The following is a 20964-nucleotide window of genomic DNA, read 5'->3' on the forward strand; positions in this document are numbered from 1 at the left end:
TTACCCTTGCTGGAAGGTTTAAGCTCCATTCTTAGTGAAAACAGGTCAGGCGGTCAACCTTTAAACACCGCCTCTACGCAAGGAGTTCAATCATGTCACACACCACTATGCTGGCATTGCAGGGGTTGTCCTGCATGAACTGCGCGCAGCGGGTGAAAAAAGCCCTGGAAAGCCGCAGCGATGTCGAACAGGCGGAGGTTAACGTCCATTACGCCAAAGTGACCGGCGAAGCGCCGGACAGCGCATTGATCGACAGCGTGATCGCCGCCGGCTATCAGGCAGAAGTCGCGCCGCGCGCCGACACCGAATTACAGCTGAGCGGCCTGAGCTGCATGCACTGCGTCGGCAGCACCCGCAAGGCGCTGGAAGCGGTGCCGGGCGTGTTCGCCGCCAACGTCGAGATCGACAACGCGAAAGTGTACGGCGATGCCGATCCGCAGGCGCTGATCGCCGCGGTGGAACATGCCGGTTATCACGCCAGCGTGGCGGGCGCCGTCGTCCCAAAAACTGAGCCGTTGACTGACGCAACACCTTCGTTGCCGGACGTTCAGCCAGCGGCGCAGCCTTCTCTTCCGGCAACCGACAGCGCGGACGACAGCGTACAGCTGCTGCTCAGCGGCATGACCTGCGCCAGCTGCGTCAATAAGGTGCAGCAGGCGCTGCAAAGCGTTCCCGGCGTGGAGCACGCGCGCGTCAACCTGGCGGAGCGCAGCGCGCTGGTGACCGGCGCCGCCGATGCGCAGGCGCTGGTGGCGGCGGTGGAAAAAGCCGGCTACGGCGCCGAGATGATTCAGGACGAAACCGAACGCCGCGAACGTCAGCAACAGACCGCACGCGCCAACATGAAGCGCTTTAGCTGGCAGGCGGCGCTGGGGCTGGCGTTGGGTATCCCACTGATGGCCTGGGGGCTGTTCGGCGGCAGCATGACGCTGACGCCGGAAACCCAGCGCCCCTGGCTGCTGGTCGGCGTCATTACCCTGGCGGTGATGGTGTTCGCCGGCGGGCACTTCTACCGCAACGCCTGGCGCGCATTGATGAACGGCAGCGCCACCATGGATACCCTGGTGGCGCTCGGCACCGGCGCCGCCTGGCTCTATTCGATCGCCGTCAACATTTGGCCCGATTTCTTCCCGATGGAGGCGCGTCACCTCTATTACGAGGCCAGCGCGATGATCATCGGTTTGATCAACCTCGGCCATGCGCTGGAACAGCGCGCCCGCCAGCGTTCTTCGCAGGCGCTGGAGCGGCTGCTCGATCTGACGCCGCCCACCGCGCGGCTGGTGACTGACGACGGCGAGCGCGATATTCCGCTGGCGGAGGTGCAGCTCGGCATGACGCTGCGGCTGACCACCGGCGATCGCGTACCGGTCGACGGTGAAATCGTGCAGGGCGAAGTCTGGCTCGATGAAGCGATGCTGACCGGCGAAGCGGTGCCGCAGCAAAAAGGCCCCGGCGACACAGTGCATGCCGGGACGGTAGTCGACGACGGCAGCGTGCTGTTCCGCGCCGCCGCCATCGGCAGCCAAACCACGCTGGCGCGCATCATCAAACTGGTGCGTCAGGCGCAGAGCAGTAAACCGGCGATTGGCCAACTGGCCGACCGCGTCTCGGCGGTGTTCGTGCCGGCGGTGGTGGCGATCGCCCTGTTCAGCGCAGCGGTGTGGTACTTCTTTGGTCCGCAGCCGCAACTGGTCTATACGCTGGTGATCGCCACCACGGTGCTGATCATCGCCTGTCCATGTGCGTTGGGATTGGCGACGCCGATGTCGATCATCTCCGGCGTGGGCCGCGCGGCGGAATTCGGCGTGCTGGTGCGCGACGCCGACGCCCTGCAGCAGGCCAGCCAGTTGGATACCCTGGTGTTCGATAAAACCGGCACCCTGACGGAAGGGAAACCGCAGGTGGTGGAGATCCTGACCTTCAATCAGGTCAGCGAACAGCAGGCGCTCGGCTGGGCCGCCGCGCTGGAACAAGGCTCCAATCACCCGCTGGCGCGCGCCATCATGGAACGCGCCGCCGGGCAAACGCTGCCGCAGGTGGCGCAGTTCCGCACCCTGCGCGGCGCCGGCGTCAGCGGGGAGATCGACGGCGTGCAGGTGCTGCTGGGCAACGCCGCGCTGCTGAAACAACATCAGGTCGCGGCCGACGAACTGGAGGCGCCGATGCGCGCCCAGGCCGAACGCGGCGTGACGCCGGTGCTGCTGGCCGTTGACGGTAAACCGGCCGCGCTGTTCGCCATTCGCGATCCGCTGCGCGAGGACAGCGTAGCGGCGCTGCAGCGCCTGCACCAGCAGGGATATCAGCTGGTGATGCTGACCGGCGACAACCCGGTGACCGCCAATGCCATCGCCAAAGAGGCCGGTATCGATCGGGTGATTGCCGGCGTGCTGCCGGACGGCAAAGCGGCGGCGATCAAACAGCTGCAGGCGCAGGGCCAACGCGTGGCGATGATCGGCGACGGCATCAACGACGCCCCGGCGCTGGCGCAGGCCGACGTGGGCATTGCTATGGGCGGCGGCAGCGACATCGCCATCGAGACCGCCGCCATCACCCTGATGCGTCACAGCCTGCACGGGGTGGCGGATGCGGTGGAACTGTCGAAGGCCACGCTGCGCAACATGAAGCAGAACCTGTTCGGCGCCTTTATCTACAATACGCTGGGCATTCCGATCGCCGCCGGCGTGCTCTACCCGCTGACCGGCACGCTGCTCAGCCCGGTGGTGGCGGGCGCGGCGATGGCGCTGTCGTCCATTACCGTGGTCAGCAACGCCAACCGGCTGCTGCGTTTTAAACCCAGGAAGTAAGCTCCGGGGCGCCGTCAAGGCGCCCCGCTGTTTTCCGGGCTTCCCTGCGCGGCGGATAGCGTTTAGCATGAATGACGATTTTCCCTCGCCTTGCACGCAAAAACGCGCACCCGTTATTCAGGAGCCACGCCGTATGGGTCAACTGTTACGCCGCCTCGCCGCCTTTCTCGGCCTGATCTCGCCCAAAAGTTACGCTTATCCGGCGCTGGACATCACTCTGCCGGGCGAGCGTCGGCTCCATCTGGTGGGCAGCATCCATATGGGCACCGTCGATATGTCGCCGCTGCCGCCCCGGCTGGCCGCCCGGCTGCAACAGGCCGACGCGCTGATCGTCGAAGCCGATATCACCGGCGCCGCCTCCCCTTTCGACCACGCAGAGCAACAGCCCGAGCTGGAACAGCGCCTGTCCGCCGAAGAATATCAACAGCTGCTGGCGCTGTGCCACGAACTGGGCGCCGATCCGCACGCCTTCGCCACCCTGCCCGGCTGGCAGGTGGCGCTGATGATGCAGGCGCGGCAGGCTCAGCGTCTCGGGCTGCGCGCAGAGTACGGCGTAGATTATCAGCTGCTGCAGGCCGCCAGAGCGCAGGACAAACCGGTGATCGAACTCGAGGGGGCGCAGCAGCAGTTGGCGCTGCTGGAACAGCTGCCGGAAGGCGGCATCGCGCTGCTGCGCGATACGCTGGAGCATTGGCATACCAACGCGCGGCTGCTGCAAACCATGGTGAGCTGGTGGCTGGACGCCAAACCGCGCGGTACGCTGGACACGCTGCCGGCCACCTTCAGCGCCGGGCTTTACGACGTGCTGATGCATCAGCGCAATCGCGACTGGCGGCGTCAGCTGGAGGCGCTGCCGGCCGGAGACTATGTGGTGGCGGTTGGCGCATTGCACCTGTATGGCGAGGATAACCTGCCAGCGATGCTGCAGCCGCAGGGGTAAAAAAGTGGCCAATATCGCTATTGGCCAGTCAAAGAGGAATTTCTTGTATTCTAGTTATACGCATAGCAACCGTGTTAACGGTTACAGTAAACAGGGTAGCAACCCGGTGAATATCTTGGCAACCCGCTTTATGTAACAGCCGCTCAGGTTGTCGGGCTGGTTGGATTTTTGTATTTTTAAGGCTGGTTATCACCCTTTCCCCGCTGGGGACATTTTGGACAACACATCATGACGCCCGCAGTCGTTCTGCTTGAGAAACAAAAGGTCGCCTTCACCCTCCATCCTTATCACCACGACAGCGACGAAACCAACTTCGGCGATGAGGCGGTGAGAAAGCTGGGGCTGGATGCCGATCGGGTTTACAAAACCTTGCTGGTGGCGCTGAACGGCGACGCCAAACACCTGGCAGTGGCGGTCACGCCGGTCGCAACCCAGTTGGATCTGAAAAAGGTTGCCCGCGCCCTCGGCGCCAAAAAGGCCGAGATGGCCGATCCGCAGCTGGCGCAGCGCGTCACCGGGTATCTGGTGGGCGGCATCAGCCCGCTGGGGCAGAAAAAACGGCTGCCGACGGTGATCGACAGCCCGGCGCAAGCGTTCGCTACCATTTACGTTTCCGGCGGCAAACGCGGGCTGGATATTGAGCTGGCCGCCGCCGATCTGTGCCGCCTGCTGGCCGGCAGCTTCGCCGACATTGCCAAACGCGACTGACGCCGCGTACTCAGCGGCACACCACCGTAGCGTCACAGGCCGCCAGCGTTTCCACCAGGCGGTCCTCCAGCGCCTTCACCTGCGCGCCGGGCACCAGATAGTTATTGCTGATGATGGCGAACGCCAGCGGCCGCCCGGTCGCCGAATCAACATAGCCGCTGAGCGACGATACGCCGGTCATGGAACCGCTCTTGGCGTGAGCGCGCCCCGCCGCCGCGCTTTTCACCATGCGGTTACGCAGCGTGCCGCCCACCAGCAACCCCGGCTCGCCCGCAACGGGCAAGGCGCGATACCAGTCGGCGAACCACGGCTGTTTTCTGGCCGCCAGCAGCAGTGTCGTCAGCTGTTGCGGCGTGATCTGGTTCATGCGCGACAGCCCTGAACCGTCCACCTGGCGATACGCGTCGGCCGCGATACCCTGGCTTTGCACAAATCCGTTTATCGCCTGAAGGCCAGCGGCCCAATCCCCTTTGCCCTGCGTCTTGCGGCCCATCGCCTTGGTCAATATCTCGCCGTAGCCGTTATTGGACACTTTCAGGAAGGTGACGACCAGGCGGGAGAGCGGCGGCGAGGTTTTTTGCGCCAGCAGCTGTGCGCCGGCCGGTGTCACGCCCTCTTCAGCGTTGCCGCGCAGGGTGATGCCGTGCGCGCGCAGAGCATGTTGCAATAAAGCGCCGACGACGAGGGCCGGTTGATCGACGGTAATCAATCGCGAGCTGGCCTCCGCCTGTGCGGCGATGGTGCCGCTGACCACGATCCAGTTGCTGCCCGGCCGGCGCTCGTACGTCAGCGCGGTGTCACTGCCGGTGGTGGTGCGATTGACCAGCGTCACCGCGTCATTGGCGGGATAGAAGCTCGCCCGTCCCGGCGCGCCGGCGCGAGCGCCCGGCCGCACATCCACCTGCACCACGTTGATATCGCCGCCGGGGGTAAAAGCGTAGTTCAGCGCCGAGATCGGCGCAGCGAAGGCGAAGGGTTCATCGTCCCAGCTCCAGCCGGCACCGAATGGCGTTTGATCGAAGGCGCCGACGTCCAGCAACAACCGCCCCTGTATATGACGGATGCCGCGCTGCGCCAGCGCCGCGGCGAAGGTGTCGAGATCGTCCGGATGCAGCGTCGGATCGCCGCTGCCCTGCAGATAGAGATCTCCCCGCAACGTGTCGCCGCTCTGCTCGCCGGCGGTCAGCAGCCGGGTTTCAAACCGGTAATCAGCCCCCAGCACGCCGAACGCCGCCAAAGAAGTGAAGATCTTCATGTTGGAAGCCGGCGCCAAACGCTGCTCCGCGTGCGCCTGATACAGCACCTTGCCGCTGTCGGCATCGCGCACCATCACGCCGTTCGATGCCCCGGCCAACGCCTTGTCCTGGCCGAGGGCCGCCAGCGCCTGGCTGAGGGTTTGTCCATGACGTTCGCCGGATGACGAACACCCCGCCAGCGCCACGATGGCGGGCAGCAGCCAGCCTGCGGTTTTCAACATGTCATCTTCCTGTTTGCGTTATCAAAACCAAATTGTCGCTCAGGCTATCATTGGAAGGCGGCGACGTCCTGTTTTCCATTCACTAAACAACGATTTTTGCCTATTGATATTATAAAACAAGCAATAATAAGAATTGCTAAACAATCCAGGCAATAAAGTTTGAATATGAACTATATTATGTGAAATAACCTTTAATATAATGTTAATGTTTTTAATGTGTCGTGTTGACAATAAACAAAGCCAAAGCTATCGTTACTCCCCATTAAAACTCACAACCTATTATTAATAACAATTTACTTATATGAATTTTAAAATGTGATCTCACTCACTGACTTCCATAGGGAATAACACGCCATGTCTGAAAACACAGGGCCCGATGGTCATCAAGTTATTTTTGATGGCGCGGGCATCGGTGACTTTTGTCCTGAAACGTCGCTGCTTGAAAACTTTGAAAGATTAAATATCGACATTCCCAACCTATGCCGAAAGGGGAGGTGCGGCTGTTGCAAATTACTTCTAATCAGCGGAAATATACGCCATGAAAAACAGAGTGCCTTATGCGAAGAGGAGTTAGAAGATAATATTATTCTGGCCTGCTGCGCCTATTCACAATCGGATATTGAAATAGAACTCTATTAATAAGGATTAACCGATGAGCCTCATTGAAACCACGTTGAAAAAATGGGATCGCGCCGCGATTGTCCGCTCCCGCCCGCGTCGCCTTCTCAACGAACAGGACAGCCAATCAACCCTTTTCTTCCCCCTCGAACGTCTGCCTCTGTGCCTCCATCCGCGCGTTGCCGCGCTCGGTGAACAAGCCTTGCGCTATATTCAGGTACAAACCCTCTACCATTACCTGAATGGCATCGCCAACATCGAGTTGGATATCATCAATGATTCCAGTTACAAGCTCTACAAAAACGCGGTCGGCGTAGACTTTCCGCTTGAAATGCGCTTAGACGCGCTGACCGTGGTCGTGGATGAGTCCTATCACGCCCTGGTGGCGCTGGATCTGATCAATCAGGTAGAGCAGATGACATCCATTGCGCCGCTGCCGATGCCAAAAGATACCGAGGCCTCCTATGCCCTGGCGCAATCGTTGGCAATGGGCGACGAACGACTGCGCGAACTGCTGCGACTGGTTTGCGTGTCCCTGTCGGAGCAGGCGCTGACGACCGATCTGATCGATGTGATCAACAACGAAGATATCTTCCCGACCTTCTATCTGGTGATGAAAGATCACGTTGCGGATGAAGGCCGCCATGCCCGCTTCTCACAGCAGGTGCTGAGCCATATCTGGCGCCACAGCGACGCGGCGACCAAGCAAGCGTTGCAACAACCGATTTTGGCTTTCCTGGAAGGCTACGCAACCGACGCTATCGCCAAAGATTTCAGCGCCTGCATGTTGCGCCAACTCGGACTGACAGAAGCGGAAATTATCGACATCATCGCAGACACTTATCCAGCAACGCATGTTAAACCGTGGGAAACCAATAATATCGTCACGGAGCAAATGTTGGTGGCGCTGAATAAATCGGGCATTCTGGCTGATTTGCCTATCGCCGATGCGCTGCATGCAAAAATCTAATTAACCGGTATAAAAATCCACCACCTTTGATATTCCGCAAGGGAAACCATTATTCTCAGGAAGCAAAAATGGAATTACTTCATATTGGCTATTTCGGTGACAGCGCCTGCGGTAAATTATTAACCGACGAAATCCAGGAATACGGCCATCAGGTTAGCCTTATCAGTCTCGAACACCGCCCAACCGAAAAGCTCGACCTTATTATCACCACTGAAAATAACGCTGAAACAATACGACGACTGCAACAGCAGGGAAAAAACCTGCTGACGCTCGCAACCAATAAAAAAAATATTAACGACATTGATACCCTGCAAAACCAAGAACACTTTTCTCTGTACTTTAGCTCCGCTGGCCAGGCCGCTTATCTGTGCGATGCGCTGTCGGATATGGCCGCTGACGCCCAACTTCCCCTGCTGCAGGAAAGGCTTGTCGACATTGTGGTCGAGCTGTCGCGTGGTGGTATACCGCCGGTACAAGAACTTCCCTACCGCTTGGCGCGTAAATACTATGCTGAATCACCGACGCGCATGCGCGAATTGACCGCATTGCTGATGGAACGTCTTGGCGATCAGATGCAGGGACGTTGCGGCAGCGATCTCTGCCATCTCACCTGGCAACCCGGCGCCGACTTCCATACGGTGCCGGTAGCGGACATCACGTCCCCCGCACAGCTGCAACATTTCTTCTTTAATGAAACCGGCGCGCTCAAACAGGGACGCTATGCCCAGCCACGAGTGATGGTCGACGTAGCGGCTTGCGGTGACGGCACTCAGCTTACCCTGTATGGCGACGACATGCGTTTCAACGCGTTCACCGACTATCTTGACGCGCTATTGGCAGATCCGGTCGATCCCATCGCCGCGCCCATTGTTACTCAACCTCACACGTTACATCGCCTGAGCCAATTCAACGCAACCGACGATGCCGAGCTCCTGGCGCACGACGTCATCGCTTTGTTCCGCCACGCCGCCGCCGCTCATCCGCAACAGGCCGCGCTGCATGCCGATGGCCAGACATACAGCTATGGCGAAATCGATCGCGCCTCGGATCAGTTTGCCTGTTGGCTGCTTGAACACAGCGGCGCCGCCAGTTCGGTCGTCGCCGTCTCGATGGACAAGTCAGCGACGCTGCTGATCGTGCTGTTGGGGATACTGAAAAGCAATAAAACCTATGTACTGCTCGACCCGCAGGCGCCAGCGGCACGCAATCAAAGCATTCTTGACGACGTACAGCCCGCGCTGATTTTGGCCGACTCGCCGTTGCACTCCGGCGACGCGCCATGCATTGCGCCATCAAGCATTGATTACCGTTCGCTGAACATCCATGCGGAGCAACTCCCTCAATCGCGAGACGCTCTGGCCTACGTCTGCTATACCTCCGGGACGACAGGCAAGCCCAAAGGCGTCATGATCGGGCGTGAAGGCCTGAGCAACGTGGCGCAAAACCACCGCGATTTCATTGGACTGGCGCAAGGCAGCCGCGTGCTGGCCATCGCCTCGCTGGGTTTCGACGCCTTCGGCTGGGACGTCTATGGCGCGTTAGTCAGCGGCGCGACGCTTTATCTTGCGCCCTCGGAGCTGCATACCGATGTCGGCGCGCTGCACGACTATCTGACTCAACACGATATCGGCCATATCACTATTACGCCGGCAATTCTGGAATTGTTGCCCCGCGAAATGTGGCCGGGACTGCGGACGATGATCGTCATGGGAGACGCCCCGCCTGCAGACGTCGTCGCCTGGTGGGCCGAGCGCACCCGATTGTGCAACGGTTACGGGCCGACCGAGGCTTCCATTGCCACTTCGCTGTGCGAGTATCGTCCCGGCGTTCCCTGGAACTGCATTGGCAAACCGCTGAAAAACTACCGTTGCCACATCCTTGATCTCCACCATAATCCACTGCCGGTCGGTTTTGAGGGCGAACTGTGCATCGCCGGCAGCGGCCTGGCGCACGGTTACCTGCATCAAGAGGCGCTGAGCGCAGAGAAGTTCATTATCTGTCGGCTGCCGTATATGGCGGCCGAAGAGCGTCTTTATCGAACCGGCGACATCGCCAAATGGGACGAACAGGGCAACATTATTTTCGTCGGCCGCCGTGATCACCAGGTGAAGATACGCGGAGTGCGCATCGAGATGGGAGAAGTGGAAAGCGCCGTCCGCAGTCATCCACTGGTTGAAAGCGCCTGCGTGGTCGCTCGCAGCCAGCCCTCGGGCAAAATTCTCGCCGCCTTCGTGCAACCCGCTTCGCCTGAGCTGACGATCGACGCGCTGCGCCACGCGTTAGTCACACTGCTCCACCCCGCCGCGATCCCCAGCGTCTTTATTTTCTTGCCGGCGCTGCCGCTGACCATCAATGGTAAGATCGCCCGCCAACAGTTGGAAAACTGGCCACTGGATGAGCGGAATGAGCGCCTGACGCCGCCGGAAACCGAAACGGAGGCCATTCTCGAGCGCATCGTGGCCAACGCGATCGGCTGTCCGCAAGCCGACGTCACCCAGGAGTTCATCAACCTGGGCGCGCACTCGCTGACCATGAGCAAAATCGTCGCGCTCGTCGCACGCGATCTTTGCTGCCACCTGAGCATCGCCGATCTGTTCCGCCACAATACGGTACGCAAACTGGCCGAATATATCGAGAATAAGGCCGTTGCCGCGGAGCGCGCCATCGCGATCTGCGACGAACGCCGCGCGCCGCTCAGCCCACAGCAGAACCTGCTTTGGTACCTAAGCGCATTGAATCCTGACGACTGCAGTTACAACCTGCCGCTGGCGATAGACATCCAGGGCCCGCTTGATCTGGGGCGCTTTGAGCAGGCGATCAATTTTATTTATGAAAAACATGAAAGCCTGCGCACTCGTTTCATCGAAACCGACGGTGTCGCCTATCAGTTGGCAGAACCACATACCCCGATTCGCCTTGCCGATCACTGGGTGGACGGCCAAACGCTGTCGGCAGAAAAGTGGGTGCGCCAACTGTGTGCCACGCCTTTCGACATCACCGCTCGCCCGCCGCTGGTGCTTCGGCTGGTCCAGTATCATCAGCAGCACCATGTTTTGATTTGGGTAAAACACAACATTATTACCGATGCCTGGAGCGAACAACTGATCCTTAACGATCTGTGGCAGCGCTATAACGAGCTCGACGATCACCACGGCTTAGACGCACCGCAACCGCAGATTCAAACTATCGATATCGTCAATAGCGGCATCGCGTCACCTGCGCCGGCGGATGTTGCTTATTGGCAACAGCAACTGCAAGACTGCCGCGAACTGGACTTCCCGCTGGATAAACCGCGCCCGCTAATGCCGACGCGCGCCGGAGAGCGCATCCATTATCAGCTGCAGCCTGACGTAGTCGGTCTGCTGGCGTCACGGGGCAAAGCGCTGGGCGCCACGCCTTTCGCCTTGCTCTGCGCGGCATTAAGTTTGCTGCTCAGCCGTTATACCCAGCAGCAGGATATCGTCATCGGCACCGCCATCGCAGCGCGGGATAACCTGGATCAGGCGCAGGTCAGCGGCTTCCACGTCAATACCGTACCGCTGCGTATCCGACTGAGCGAACAGGACACTCTGGCCGGACTGATCGGTAACATGATGGAAACCTGCATCGGCGCCTACCAGCATCAGCAGCTCTCCTTCGACCGGATCTTGCACCAGATCGAATACGAACGGATGTCGAATAAAAATCCGTTATTCCAGATCATGGCTATCCTGCAGAATGCCGGTGACGTATGCCAACAAAACCTGCGCGATTGCACGCTGCATCGCTTGCCGCTTTCGTCCGGCTTCTCGATGTTCGATATGACCTGGAACTTCAGTGTGGAACAGGACGCCGTCACCATCGAGCTCGATTACGCCAGCGAACTGTTTTATCCCGCCAGCATGCAAATGCTGTTGGACAACTATCAGCAAACGCTGCGGCAACTGCTCACCCTGCCGGCCAATACGGCGCAGCTTGCCCTCAACCCGCTATGCGAACGGGAACAACATTGGCTGCAACAGTTGGCCGTCAACGCCGACGCAGGTTCACGTGACTCGCTGCTGATGCACATTGGCCGGTTGGCGCATACTCAGCCTGACAGCCTCGCCGTCAGCTGCGAACGGCAACAGTACAGCTACCGTCAGCTGTGGGCGCAGTCTGAGCGCGTTGCGCATGCATTGCTGCGCATCGACAGCCGGCCTTTCTCGGTCGGCGTCATGATGGAGAAAAGTTGCCACGTCGCCGTGCTCCTGCTCGGCGTGCTGAGAGCCGGCAAACACTACGTGCCGATTGACGTACACTACCCGGCCGACCGCGTGAGCTACATGATCGAGAACGCGCAAGCCCGGTTGCTGGTGACCGATGGTGAGCCAGAGCAAGGTTGGGCCAGTCCCGCCGTCGGTTTCGACTCGCTGGTTTCTCATCCTGCAGCGGCCGACGCGTTGCCGATCCCAGCCGACGATACGCTGGCCTACATCATGTACACCTCAGGCTCAACCGGTAACCCCAAAGGGGTGATGATCACGCATGGCAACCTGAACAATTTCACCAACGACTTCGTCGGGCGGCTGGCGCTGAGCGCGCGCGATAAGGTGCTCAGCCTGACCAGCATCAGTTTCGATATTTTTGGGTTGGAACTGTTCTGCTCGCTGGCCGGCGGCGCGCACGTCACGCTATGTCCACGAGAAACCGCCATGGATCCGGTCAAGCTGTATCACTTTATCGAGCGACAGCAGCCCAGCGTGATTCAAGCAACACCTACCGTCTGGAGTACCATCGTCCACCACCTGCCGGCGGCGAGCCAACGCCCCCTGACCGTGCTATGCGGCGGCGAGAAAATGCCGGCGGCCCTGTTGACGCAATTGCGACGCATCGCGACACGGGTGCTACAGGTGTATGGCCCGACGGAAACCACCATCTGGTCGACCTGCGCCGATCTGACTCACGAAGGCGCAAGCGACTGTATCGGCACGCCGATCCAGGCGACTGAGGTTCTGGTCATGGATCAGGCCGGCAACCCGCTGCCAAGCGGCGCATTTGGTGAGCTGTGGCTGGGCGGCGCAGGGGTATCGCCGGGGTATTGGCGCAACCCGACGCTGAGCGATAAGGTCTTTCTACGGCGTCAGGCGTTCGGCGCCGAGCGCTATATGTACCGCACCGGCGACATTGTGCGTTTTAATCGACAGGGGCAGCTGGAGTATCTCGGCCGGAACGATCACCAGGTCAAAATTCGCGGACACCGTATTGAGTTGAGCGAAATCGATTTCAGTCTATCGTCCCTCGACAATATCGAGCGGTCACTCAGTTTAATTGTCGGTGAAGGCCAGCAGGCCCGCATCGTCAGCTACCTGCAGTTAACGCCAGGCGAAGAGCTGAATGAAAAAGCGGTACGCACGGCGCTGAAAGCCCGTTTGCCGAATATCATGATCCCGTCCGGTTTTGTGGTGCTGTCGGCCTTCCCGCTCACCAACAACAACAAAATCGACATCCGTCGGCTACCGGCACCGGAAACCCGCTACTCGGCTTCCGAAGCGGACTACACGCCCGCGGCCAACGAGGCGGAAAGCGCCATGCAGCATATCTGGCAACAAGTATTGTCACAGACGCAGATCAGCGTCTGCGACAGCTTCTTCAGCCTGGGTGGAAATTCACTGCAGATCCCGCAGCTGCTGCACGCCATTCGTCAACAGATGGGCGTCTCGCTGACTATCCGTGAATTCATCATGCACAGCCAGATCCGCGAACTTACCGCGCTGGCCTTGAGCAAAACTGCCGAGGTCGCCGATGAAACGCATTGAGGTGTACCACCAAGGGCGTTGTCATCACCTTGACCACCGAGAGCCGCTGCGGCTCTCGGCCAGGCTGGACTTCGCCGATAACCCAACCAACCTTTATGGTGTGGCCCCCGCCGACTCGGCGCCGCTGAGTTACGGCGATACCGTCGCCAGCGTGCGTCATGGCGGGGTCTGCAACGCCGAGCGCATCAGCCTGGTGCCGCACTGCCATGGTACGCACACCGAATGCATCGGCCATATTCTTCCTGAAACGCGCAACGTGGCTGACTTGCCGCTTGAACCGTTCATTGCCGCCACCCTGATTCGCGTCAGGCCGCAGCGAGCGGACGCGACCGCGGAGAGCTATAACGCCAGCGCTGCCTGTGAAGATTGGCTGATTACCCGGGCGGCGCTCGATGACGCGTTGGCGCCGTTGTCGGGCGACTACCTGCAGGCTTTGGTGATTGCGGTCGAGGCGCCGAGCGAATTCCGCGCCGCGTCCTGCGCGCCCTACTTCAGCCATCAAGCCTTGGCGCGCATCGTCGAACTCGGCGTCCAGCATCTGTTGGTGGACATTCCGTCGATCGACCGTCTATACGACGGCGGACGCATGGACAACCATCGCCGTTTTTGGGGGCTTGAGGCCCCCGAAAGGCCGCAAGAAGGGCGCAAATACGCCTCCGTGACCGAGCTGATTCAGGTTCCCGCGCAGGCCATGGCGGGACACTATTTTCTGACCATTCAACTGCCGGATCTGAGCGGGGATGCCCTTCCCAGCCGGCCCATCTTATTTTCGTTTTCTACAGGGAAAGTGACATCATGAATTACGCCAGCTATCTGCAGCTAAACCAGCTGCTGTCGCTGCAACAGCCAGCCTCGCCGTCTGCGGAACACCGCAATGAAAACTTGTTTATCATCACTCATCAAACCTACGAGCTCTGGTTCAAGCAGCTGATCGATGAACTTCATCTGGCGATCGCGCAGATCGAAGAAGGAGATATACCCGCGGCGATCGAAACGATGACGCGCGTCAATGCCATTACCCAAACCGTGGTGAATCAGATCGCCGTGATTTGCACGCTGAAGTTTCACGAATTCCAGCGTTTTCGCAGCTATCTCGGCACCGCCAGCGGTTTTCAATCCTACCAGTTCGCCGGCATAGAAGCGCTGCTCGGCAAGGAAAATCCGAAAAAACTACAGCAGTATCAGGGTGATGAAGAGGCACAGCGCCGATTGGCGGCTATCATCCAACCGGTTTCACTATGGCAGGCAATACGCGGCCATCTGATGCGTCTCAATGACCAGCCCAATCAGGCGGCGCAAGGCTTCGACGACATCATCAGGCAATCGCTGACGCGTTCGAGCTGCGAGTCGCTGCTGCTCAATCAACTGCTGGATTTGGATTCACTGCTGCAGGAGTGGCGTTACCGCCATGTGAAACTGGTGGAACGTACTATCGGGCAGCGGAAAGGTACCGGCGGTTCATCGGGTTCAGACTATCTGAAATCTACGCTGTTCACGCCGATCTTCGATGAATTGTGGAACGCCATCAACTGAATGCGTTTCTTAACGCCAAGGAAGCTCAGGCTTCCTTGGCCCCCTGAAAATACGGATTTCGCCATGCATTGCACCCACTTCCCCAACGCCCCACGCAGCTTGAAACCGCTGACGCCAGGGCGCCAGGGCAGCCTGCGGCTGATCGCTTTTCCTCATGCCGGCGCCGGCGCCACTGCCTTTCAGGGGTGGAGCCCCTCGTTGCATCAGGATATCGAACTCTATGCCGTGCAATACCCCGGTCGAGAGGAGCGGGCAAACGAAGCGCCGCTCTGTCACCCCCAATCACTCATCAATCAACTGATGCCGGCACTGCAGCCACTGCAGGACAAACCGCTGATCTTTTTCGGCCACAGTCTTGGCGGACGGGTTGCGCTGGCATTAGCGACGGCGCTGTCTCAGCCGCCGCTGCAGTTGATCATTTCCGCCAGTTCATCGCCCTTCCTGGCACGCCACAGTTCGTTGCTGAGAATGCCGCGTGCCGCTTTGTTGAACGCGCTATGTACCGGCGAGGGTCTGGATGCGTCGCTCATCGGCGACAGCACGCTGCTCGATTACTATCTGCCGCTGATCCGTGCCGATCTGATGCTGTCCAGCCAATTGCTTTTCCCTGAGCAACCGGGTTACCCCGCCCCGCTGGCGATGTTTTATGGTGAAAACGACGAGCTGATCGATCGACAGGATTTGCTCGACTGGCGCCGGATCGCGCAAGGCGATTTTCAGCAGCGCACTTTTGCCGGCGGGCATATGTATATCACCACGCAGCGCGATGCCGTGATAGCCGGCATTCACCAGTTGCTGGCAGGCCACCTGAGTGAACCGGCCAGCATATAGCCGTCAGGCGTTTTCACTCTCAGGCATCGCCAAACGACGCTCGTTGTGCACCACCCGCCACGCCAACAGCAGCACGCAGAGGCTGCAGAGCGACAGCACGGCGCCCAGGTGCTGCGACAGCCCCGCCAGCACCAAGCCACCGCCGAGCATCAGGTAATACATCAGGCCAAGGATGGCGCCGGCGGTGCCCATGCAGTCTTTATAATGGCGCAGCGCGCGCGCCAGAATATTGGGAATGGCGATGCCGTACGCCATCACCACCAGCATCATCGGCAGAACGAACCACAAGCTCCCTTCCAGCAGCAGTACCAGCAGGCCGCCGGTCAGCGATAATCCGCAGGCCAGCATCAACAGCGCGGGGAACAGCCAGTGCTTGCCGATCAAAAACTTGTTGATCGCCGCGCCGATACCCACCCCGGCCGCCAACACCAAACCGGTATAACCGAACCACTGTGCCGGCAGCGCCAACGCCGAGAAGTGGAATGGCGCCAGCTGGTAATAGCTGAACATGCAAATATTGAACAACGCCACCAACAGCGCGCTGAGCCAAATATCCCCGTCCTTGACCATCCGTCCCAGCGTGCCGAAAAATGAATTCTTCACCACCTGCTGCGGACGCGTCTCCGGCAGTTGCCAACCGGCATAGCCCAGCAACAGCGCCGCCAACAGCGCCAAACCGCCGAACACCCCCTGATAGCCCCAATAGTGAGTCAGCACTGCGCCGCTCAACACGCCAACCGCCGGGCTGATCGCCATGGCGATCCCCATCACCGAGAACACCCGTGCCAATTCATAACCGTCGAAGCGATCGCGAATCGCCGTTTGCGTCCCGACTGAACCGACCGCCGCGCCAAAGGCAGCCAGTACACGCGCCGCCAGCAGCACGCTGAAGCTGCCGCTGAACAGCGCGATGATAGAAGCCAGCAGATAGAGCGTCAGCCCGGCCAAAATGGTGGGACGGCGTCCGATAACGTCGCACATCCGTCCCCATACCACCACGCCGAGCGCAAAGGCGAAAAAGTAACAAGAGAGCGTTTGCGCCGCCATTTCCGCACTGACACGGAAACCGTGCGCAATATGCGTCAATGCAGGGCTGTAGATGGTCTCCACCACCTGGGGAAACATCATCATCGACGTCGCCAACGTCAGCGTCAGTTTACGTTGCATAACAGATCCTGTAGCCAAGAATAGGCTGCACAAGGTAGCATCTGGTCTCAGCGCCGATTACAATATAAAAGACAATAAATTTACAAAATCGGACAGACTATGGCGTGGCTTCAGGCGCAGGACAGTTTTAATCCGGATACGCTCGACAACGGGGTGCTCGGGATCGCCGCCGAACTGGCGCAGCACGACTCGGGCACGCATTGGCATGACAGGGGGCAGTTGCTGTTCTGTCAGCAAGGCAGCATGCGCATCACGCTCAACCAAAGCATCTGCATGCTGCCGCCGGGCAGAGTCGCCTGGATCCCGCCGCAGGTAGCTCACCGCGTTCAGGTCAACGGCGTCGTCGGTTACCGTTCGCTTTATCTCGACGCCGATCGCTATGCCTGTCTGCCTGCGCAGCTTGCCGTACTGACAGCCTCGCCGCTGCTGCGCGAGGTGTTGGAACGCATCGCGTTCGCCGCCTTCGACACCGACTGGCAGCATGGGCCTTACGCCAATATTCTGGCGGTCTGCCTGGACGAGATCGCCGCCGCGCCGCGCGAACTGACGCTGCTGCCGCTGCCCAGCGACCGCCGCCTGCGCCATCTGGCCAATCTGGACATGCTTCCGCCGCTGCACGAGCTATCGCGCTATAGCGGCGCTTCCGAGAAAACCATTAGCCGGATTTTCCGCCGTGAAACCGGGCTCGGTTATCAACAATGGCGTCAGCAATGGCGCCTGATCAAAGCGATAGAGATGCTGGCCGCAGGGATGAGCCAATCCGACGTCGCCGGTCGGCTGGCGTTTTCCAGCGACAGCGCCTTCGCCACTTTTTTCAAGAATATGGCGGGCTGCCCGCCGAGGGCGTATATGGAGAGAAGAAAGTAAGACGCCGTTTAAAACGGCAACGCTGACAAAAGGCGTTGATGCAGAGGAGAAAAGCGAGGGGGGAACGGCGCCCCCGCGACAAGCGAGAGCGCCGTTCCGCGACGCCCCTAGCGATAGACGATTTCGCCCTTCGGCTCGTAGGCCGCCGCATCCAGCGGCGAGTGTTTCTCGATGTACTGCTTCAGCACTTCGGCATCGATAAAGCCGGTGTTGACGTAGCTCGGCAGCCCGTCCAGCTTCGGATAGCCGTCGCCGCCCAGCGCGTTGAAGTTCAGCGTCGCCATGCGGTATGTTTTATCCGCCTGCAGCGGCTGGCCGTTGATCTTCACCTCGCTGACGCCCTTGCCGTCCGCCACCAGGCTGACGTTGGCGAACTGGGCATAGGCGCCGGAATCCGGCTTCATGTTGGCCACCACCGCCAGATACTGTTCAACCTCGCGGCCTTTCATATCGACATGCACCAGCGTGTTGCCGAACGGCTGCACCTTGAGCACGTTCTTGTAGGTGATATCGCCGCTTTCAATCGAATCGCGCACCCCGCCGCCGCTCATCACGGCGAAGTCGGCGTCGGCGCGCTCCCTCTGCGCCGCCAGCATCACCCGCGCCAGGTTGGTCTGCACGAAGCGCACCTTGCTGCGATCGCCTTCAAGCTTGCCGTTGACGCTGCCGATCTTCACGCCCAGCTGCGCCTTGCCCTTATCCTGGAACGGCGTCAGCAGCTTCATCATGGTCGGATCTTCCGCAATCTGCTGGGTGTAGTACACGCGCTCGCTGGTGCCGTCGGCTTTCTCCACCTTCTTCTTCAGGTTCACCGGGATCAGCTGATAATGCACCAGCTTCAGCTCGCCGTTGCGGAATTCGAAATCGGCGCGCCCGACGTATTTGCCCCACTCGTGCGCCTGCACGATCCAGGTGCCGTTCTGACGATCCGGCGAGCATGGCGTGCCCGGTACGTAATCCGCCTGTTTGCGGTTGTCGCCGGCCATGCACACCGGATCCTGCGAGTGGCCGCCGACGATCATGTCGAGATATCCTGCCGGCAGGCTGCGCGCCATCTCCACGTCGCCCGGCGCGTTAGAGCCATGCTCGCCGTTGTCGTAGTGCCCCATATGGGTGGCGGCGATGATCACGTCCGGCTTCTCGTCCTTGCGCAGTTGCTCCACCACCTGCTTCGCTTCCTGCGCCGGCACGCGGAACTCCATGTCGGTGAAGTACTCCGGATTGCCTATCTTGGCGGTGTCGTCGGTCGTCAGGCCGATCACGGCAATCTTGATACCCTGTTTGTCGAACAAGGCGTAAGGCTTGAACAGGCGCTGGCCTGTGCTTTTCTGGTAGATGTTGGCAGACAAGAGCGGGAAGGTCGCCCACTTCTCCTGCTGGCGCAGCACGCTCAGCGGGTTGTCGAATTCGTGGTTGCCGATCGCCATCGCGTCGTAACCCACCAGGTTCATGCCGCGGAAGTCCGGCTCGGCGTCCTGCAGATCCGATTCCGGCACGCCGGTGTTGATATCGCCGCCAGACAGCAACAGCAGGCTGCCGCCCTGCGCCGCCACTTCGCGGCGAATGCCGTCCACCAGGGTTTTCTGCGCGCCCAGACCGTATTCGCCGTGATCGTTCTGCCAGAAGTGACCGTGATGATCGTTGGTGTGCAGAATGGTGATGGCGTAGGTCTTATCCTTTTCCCAGGCACTGGCGACCCCCGACAGCAACGTCAGGGAAACGGCCAGCGCGCATGCGGTGGTTTTGAGCGAAAAACGCATGGCGGATCTCCGTGTATTCAATAGCTTTTATGATGAGGGCGGAATTGTAGCGCGAATTAATGACAGCTGATTTCAAATTTTTGCGATGTGAGTCTGATTATTTCAGATATGGTAAAAATTGGGCGCCCTGCCTAAGATGTCATCTCTGTGCTCAACAACTTCTCAGGCTAATAATAATATGACCGACAGTAGCCAAAGCGCGATGCCGCCCGCCAAGGGCAGTGCGGTGAAAGGCACCGCCTTCTCCATCCTCGGCGCCATCAGCGTGTCTCACCTGCTCAACGATATGATCCAGTCGCTGATCCTGGCGATTTACCCGATCCTGCAAGCCGATTTCCACCTCAGCTTCGTGCAGATCGGTATGATCACCCTGACCTATCAGCTAACGGCTTCCCTGCTGCAACCGCTGATCGGCTATTACACCGATAAACACCCGCAGCCTTACTCGCTGCCTATCGGCATGGGCTTTACCCTGTCCGGTCTGCTGCTGCTGTCGGTGGCGAACACCTTCCCGCTGGTGCTGCTGGCGGCGGCGCTGGTGGGCACCGGCTCATCGGTGTTCCACCCGGAATCCTCGCGCGTGGCGCGCATGGCCTCCGGCGGGCGGCACGGCCTGGCGCAGTCGCTGTTCCAGGTCGGCGGCAACTTCGGCAGCTCGCTCGGCCCACTGCTGGCCGCGCTGATCATCGCGCCTTACGGCAAGGGCAACGTCGCCTGGTTCACGCTGGCGGCGCTGCTGGCGATCGTGGTATTGCTGCAGGTCAGCAAGTGGTACCAACATCAGCATCGGGCGGCGAAAGGGCAGCCGAAAAGCCCCGCAATGCTGAAACCGCTGCCAAAACGTACCGTGGCCTACTCGCTGGGCATTCTGCTGGTGCTGATTTTCTCTAAATACTTCTATCTGGCCAGCATCAGCAGCTATTACACCTTTTATCTGATACATAAGTTCGGCGTTTCGGTGCAGAATGCGCAAATTCACCTGTTCGCCTTCCTGTTCGCGGTGGCCGCTGGAACCATCATCGGCGGGCCTCTTGGCGACAAGATAGGGAGAAAATACGTTATTTGGGGCTCAATCCTTGGTGCAGCGCCATTTACGCTTATTTTACCCCATGCATCCCTGTACTGGACCGGCATTTTGACGGTGATCATCGGGGTTATTCTCGCCTCGGCGTTCTCCGCCATCCTGGTCTACGCACAGGAGCTGATCCCCGGAAAAGTCGGCATGGTTTCCGGTTTATTCTTCGGTTTTGCTTTCGGTATGGGCGGGTTAGGCGCGGCAGTTCTTGGCTATGTCGCGGATTTGACCAGTATCGAGCTGGTCTACCAAATCTGTGCTTTCCTGCCGCTGATCGGCATTATCACCGCGCTACTGCCCAATATGGAGCATAAAGCGCAATAACCCCGCTGAATGCCCGGATGAAATTATTTATTCATCCGGGTTATCCCACGGATAAACCAATGTTATTTGGCTTATCTGACACAAAATCGCCTCATTGCCTCGCCTTAAGTGAA

At 59.6% G+C, this 20964-nt stretch carries 14 protein-coding genes; 11 read left to right on the top strand and 3 right to left on the bottom strand.

The features are described 5' to 3' along the window. Positions 1–92: 92 nt before the first annotated feature. The 3 genes from copA (at position 93) to ybaK (ending at position 4452) form a co-directional block, all read left to right on the top strand. On the top strand, positions 93–2804 hold the full coding sequence (gene copA / locus ACJ8PE_RS08565; protein WP_197761827.1) for a copper-exporting P-type ATPase CopA: 2712 nt from the start codon (positions 93–95) through the stop codon (positions 2802–2804). A 133-nt stretch (positions 2805–2937) separates the two neighbouring features. Further along, complete coding sequence (locus ACJ8PE_RS08570) at positions 2938–3744, top strand: TraB/GumN family protein (RefSeq protein ID WP_033641125.1); 807 nt, start codon at positions 2938–2940, stop codon at positions 3742–3744. Positions 3745–3972: 228 nt separating this feature from the next. After that, entirely contained in the window at positions 3973–4452 is a 480-nt protein-coding gene (gene ybaK, locus ACJ8PE_RS08575) for a Cys-tRNA(Pro)/Cys-tRNA(Cys) deacylase YbaK (RefSeq protein WP_004940240.1), read from the top strand. 10 nt (positions 4453–4462) lie between these two features. Here the strand turns inward: ybaK and dacB are convergent, their stop codons facing one another. Further along, positions 4463–5929 (bottom strand): D-alanyl-D-alanine carboxypeptidase/D-alanyl-D-alanine endopeptidase, encoded by a 1467-nt coding sequence (gene dacB / locus ACJ8PE_RS08580; RefSeq protein ID WP_197761825.1) that lies wholly within the window; start codon positions 5927–5929, stop codon positions 4463–4465. Positions 5930–6283: 354 nt separating this feature from the next. On the opposite strand from dacB, the gene ACJ8PE_RS08585 reads away from it, so the two are divergent. The 6 genes from ACJ8PE_RS08585 (at position 6284) to ACJ8PE_RS08610 (ending at position 15658) form a co-directional block, all read left to right on the top strand. Then, positions 6284–6568, top strand: a complete 285-nt coding sequence (locus tag ACJ8PE_RS08585) for a 2Fe-2S iron-sulfur cluster-binding protein (protein WP_197761819.1) — start codon at positions 6284–6286, stop codon at positions 6566–6568. 13 nt (positions 6569–6581) lie between these two features. Then, complete coding sequence (locus tag ACJ8PE_RS08590) at positions 6582–7517, top strand: diiron oxygenase (RefSeq protein WP_033651120.1); 936 nt, start codon at positions 6582–6584, stop codon at positions 7515–7517. Positions 7518–7585: 68 nt separating this feature from the next. Then, complete coding sequence (locus tag ACJ8PE_RS08595; protein ID WP_442536743.1) at positions 7586–13294, top strand: amino acid adenylation domain-containing protein; 5709 nt, start codon at positions 7586–7588, stop codon at positions 13292–13294. A 1-nt stretch (position 13295) separates the two neighbouring features. Beyond that, on the top strand, positions 13296–14093 hold the full coding sequence (locus ACJ8PE_RS08600) for a cyclase family protein (protein ID WP_442536744.1): 798 nt from the start codon (positions 13296–13298) through the stop codon (positions 14091–14093). Continuing rightward, complete coding sequence (locus ACJ8PE_RS08605) at positions 14090–14827, top strand: tryptophan 2,3-dioxygenase family protein (RefSeq protein ID WP_042783814.1); 738 nt, start codon at positions 14090–14092, stop codon at positions 14825–14827. The genes ACJ8PE_RS08600 and ACJ8PE_RS08605 overlap by 4 nt, the downstream gene beginning before the upstream one ends. A 63-nt stretch (positions 14828–14890) precedes the next feature. Then, entirely contained in the window at positions 14891–15658 is a 768-nt protein-coding gene (locus ACJ8PE_RS08610) for a thioesterase II family protein (protein WP_197793448.1), read from the top strand. Positions 15659–15661: 3 nt separating this feature from the next. On the opposite strand, the gene ACJ8PE_RS08615 is transcribed toward ACJ8PE_RS08610, so the two are convergent. Beyond that, entirely contained in the window at positions 15662–16825 is a 1164-nt protein-coding gene (locus ACJ8PE_RS08615; RefSeq protein ID WP_197761811.1) for a multidrug effflux MFS transporter, read from the bottom strand. A gap of 99 nt (positions 16826–16924) precedes the next feature. On the opposite strand from ACJ8PE_RS08615, the gene ACJ8PE_RS08620 reads away from it, so the two are divergent. Continuing rightward, positions 16925–17692, top strand: a complete 768-nt coding sequence (locus tag ACJ8PE_RS08620; protein WP_033642122.1) for an AraC family transcriptional regulator — start codon at positions 16925–16927, stop codon at positions 17690–17692. Positions 17693–17799: 107 nt separating this feature from the next. On the opposite strand, the gene ushA is transcribed toward ACJ8PE_RS08620, so the two are convergent. Continuing rightward, the gene (gene ushA, locus ACJ8PE_RS08625) at positions 17800–19452 is read right to left on the bottom strand and encodes a bifunctional UDP-sugar hydrolase/5'-nucleotidase UshA (protein ID WP_197793447.1); all 1653 of its coding nucleotides are present in this window, start codon (positions 19450–19452) and stop codon (positions 17800–17802) included. 178 nt (positions 19453–19630) lie between these two features. On the opposite strand from ushA, the gene ACJ8PE_RS08630 reads away from it, so the two are divergent. Continuing rightward, positions 19631–20851, top strand: a complete 1221-nt coding sequence (locus ACJ8PE_RS08630) for an MFS transporter (protein WP_197761807.1) — start codon at positions 19631–19633, stop codon at positions 20849–20851. Positions 20852–20964: the final 113 nt, after the last annotated feature.

Source organism: Serratia sp. CY74737 (assembly GCF_052166775.1).
GTDB lineage: Bacteria > Pseudomonadota > Gammaproteobacteria > Enterobacterales > Enterobacteriaceae > Serratia > Serratia ureilytica.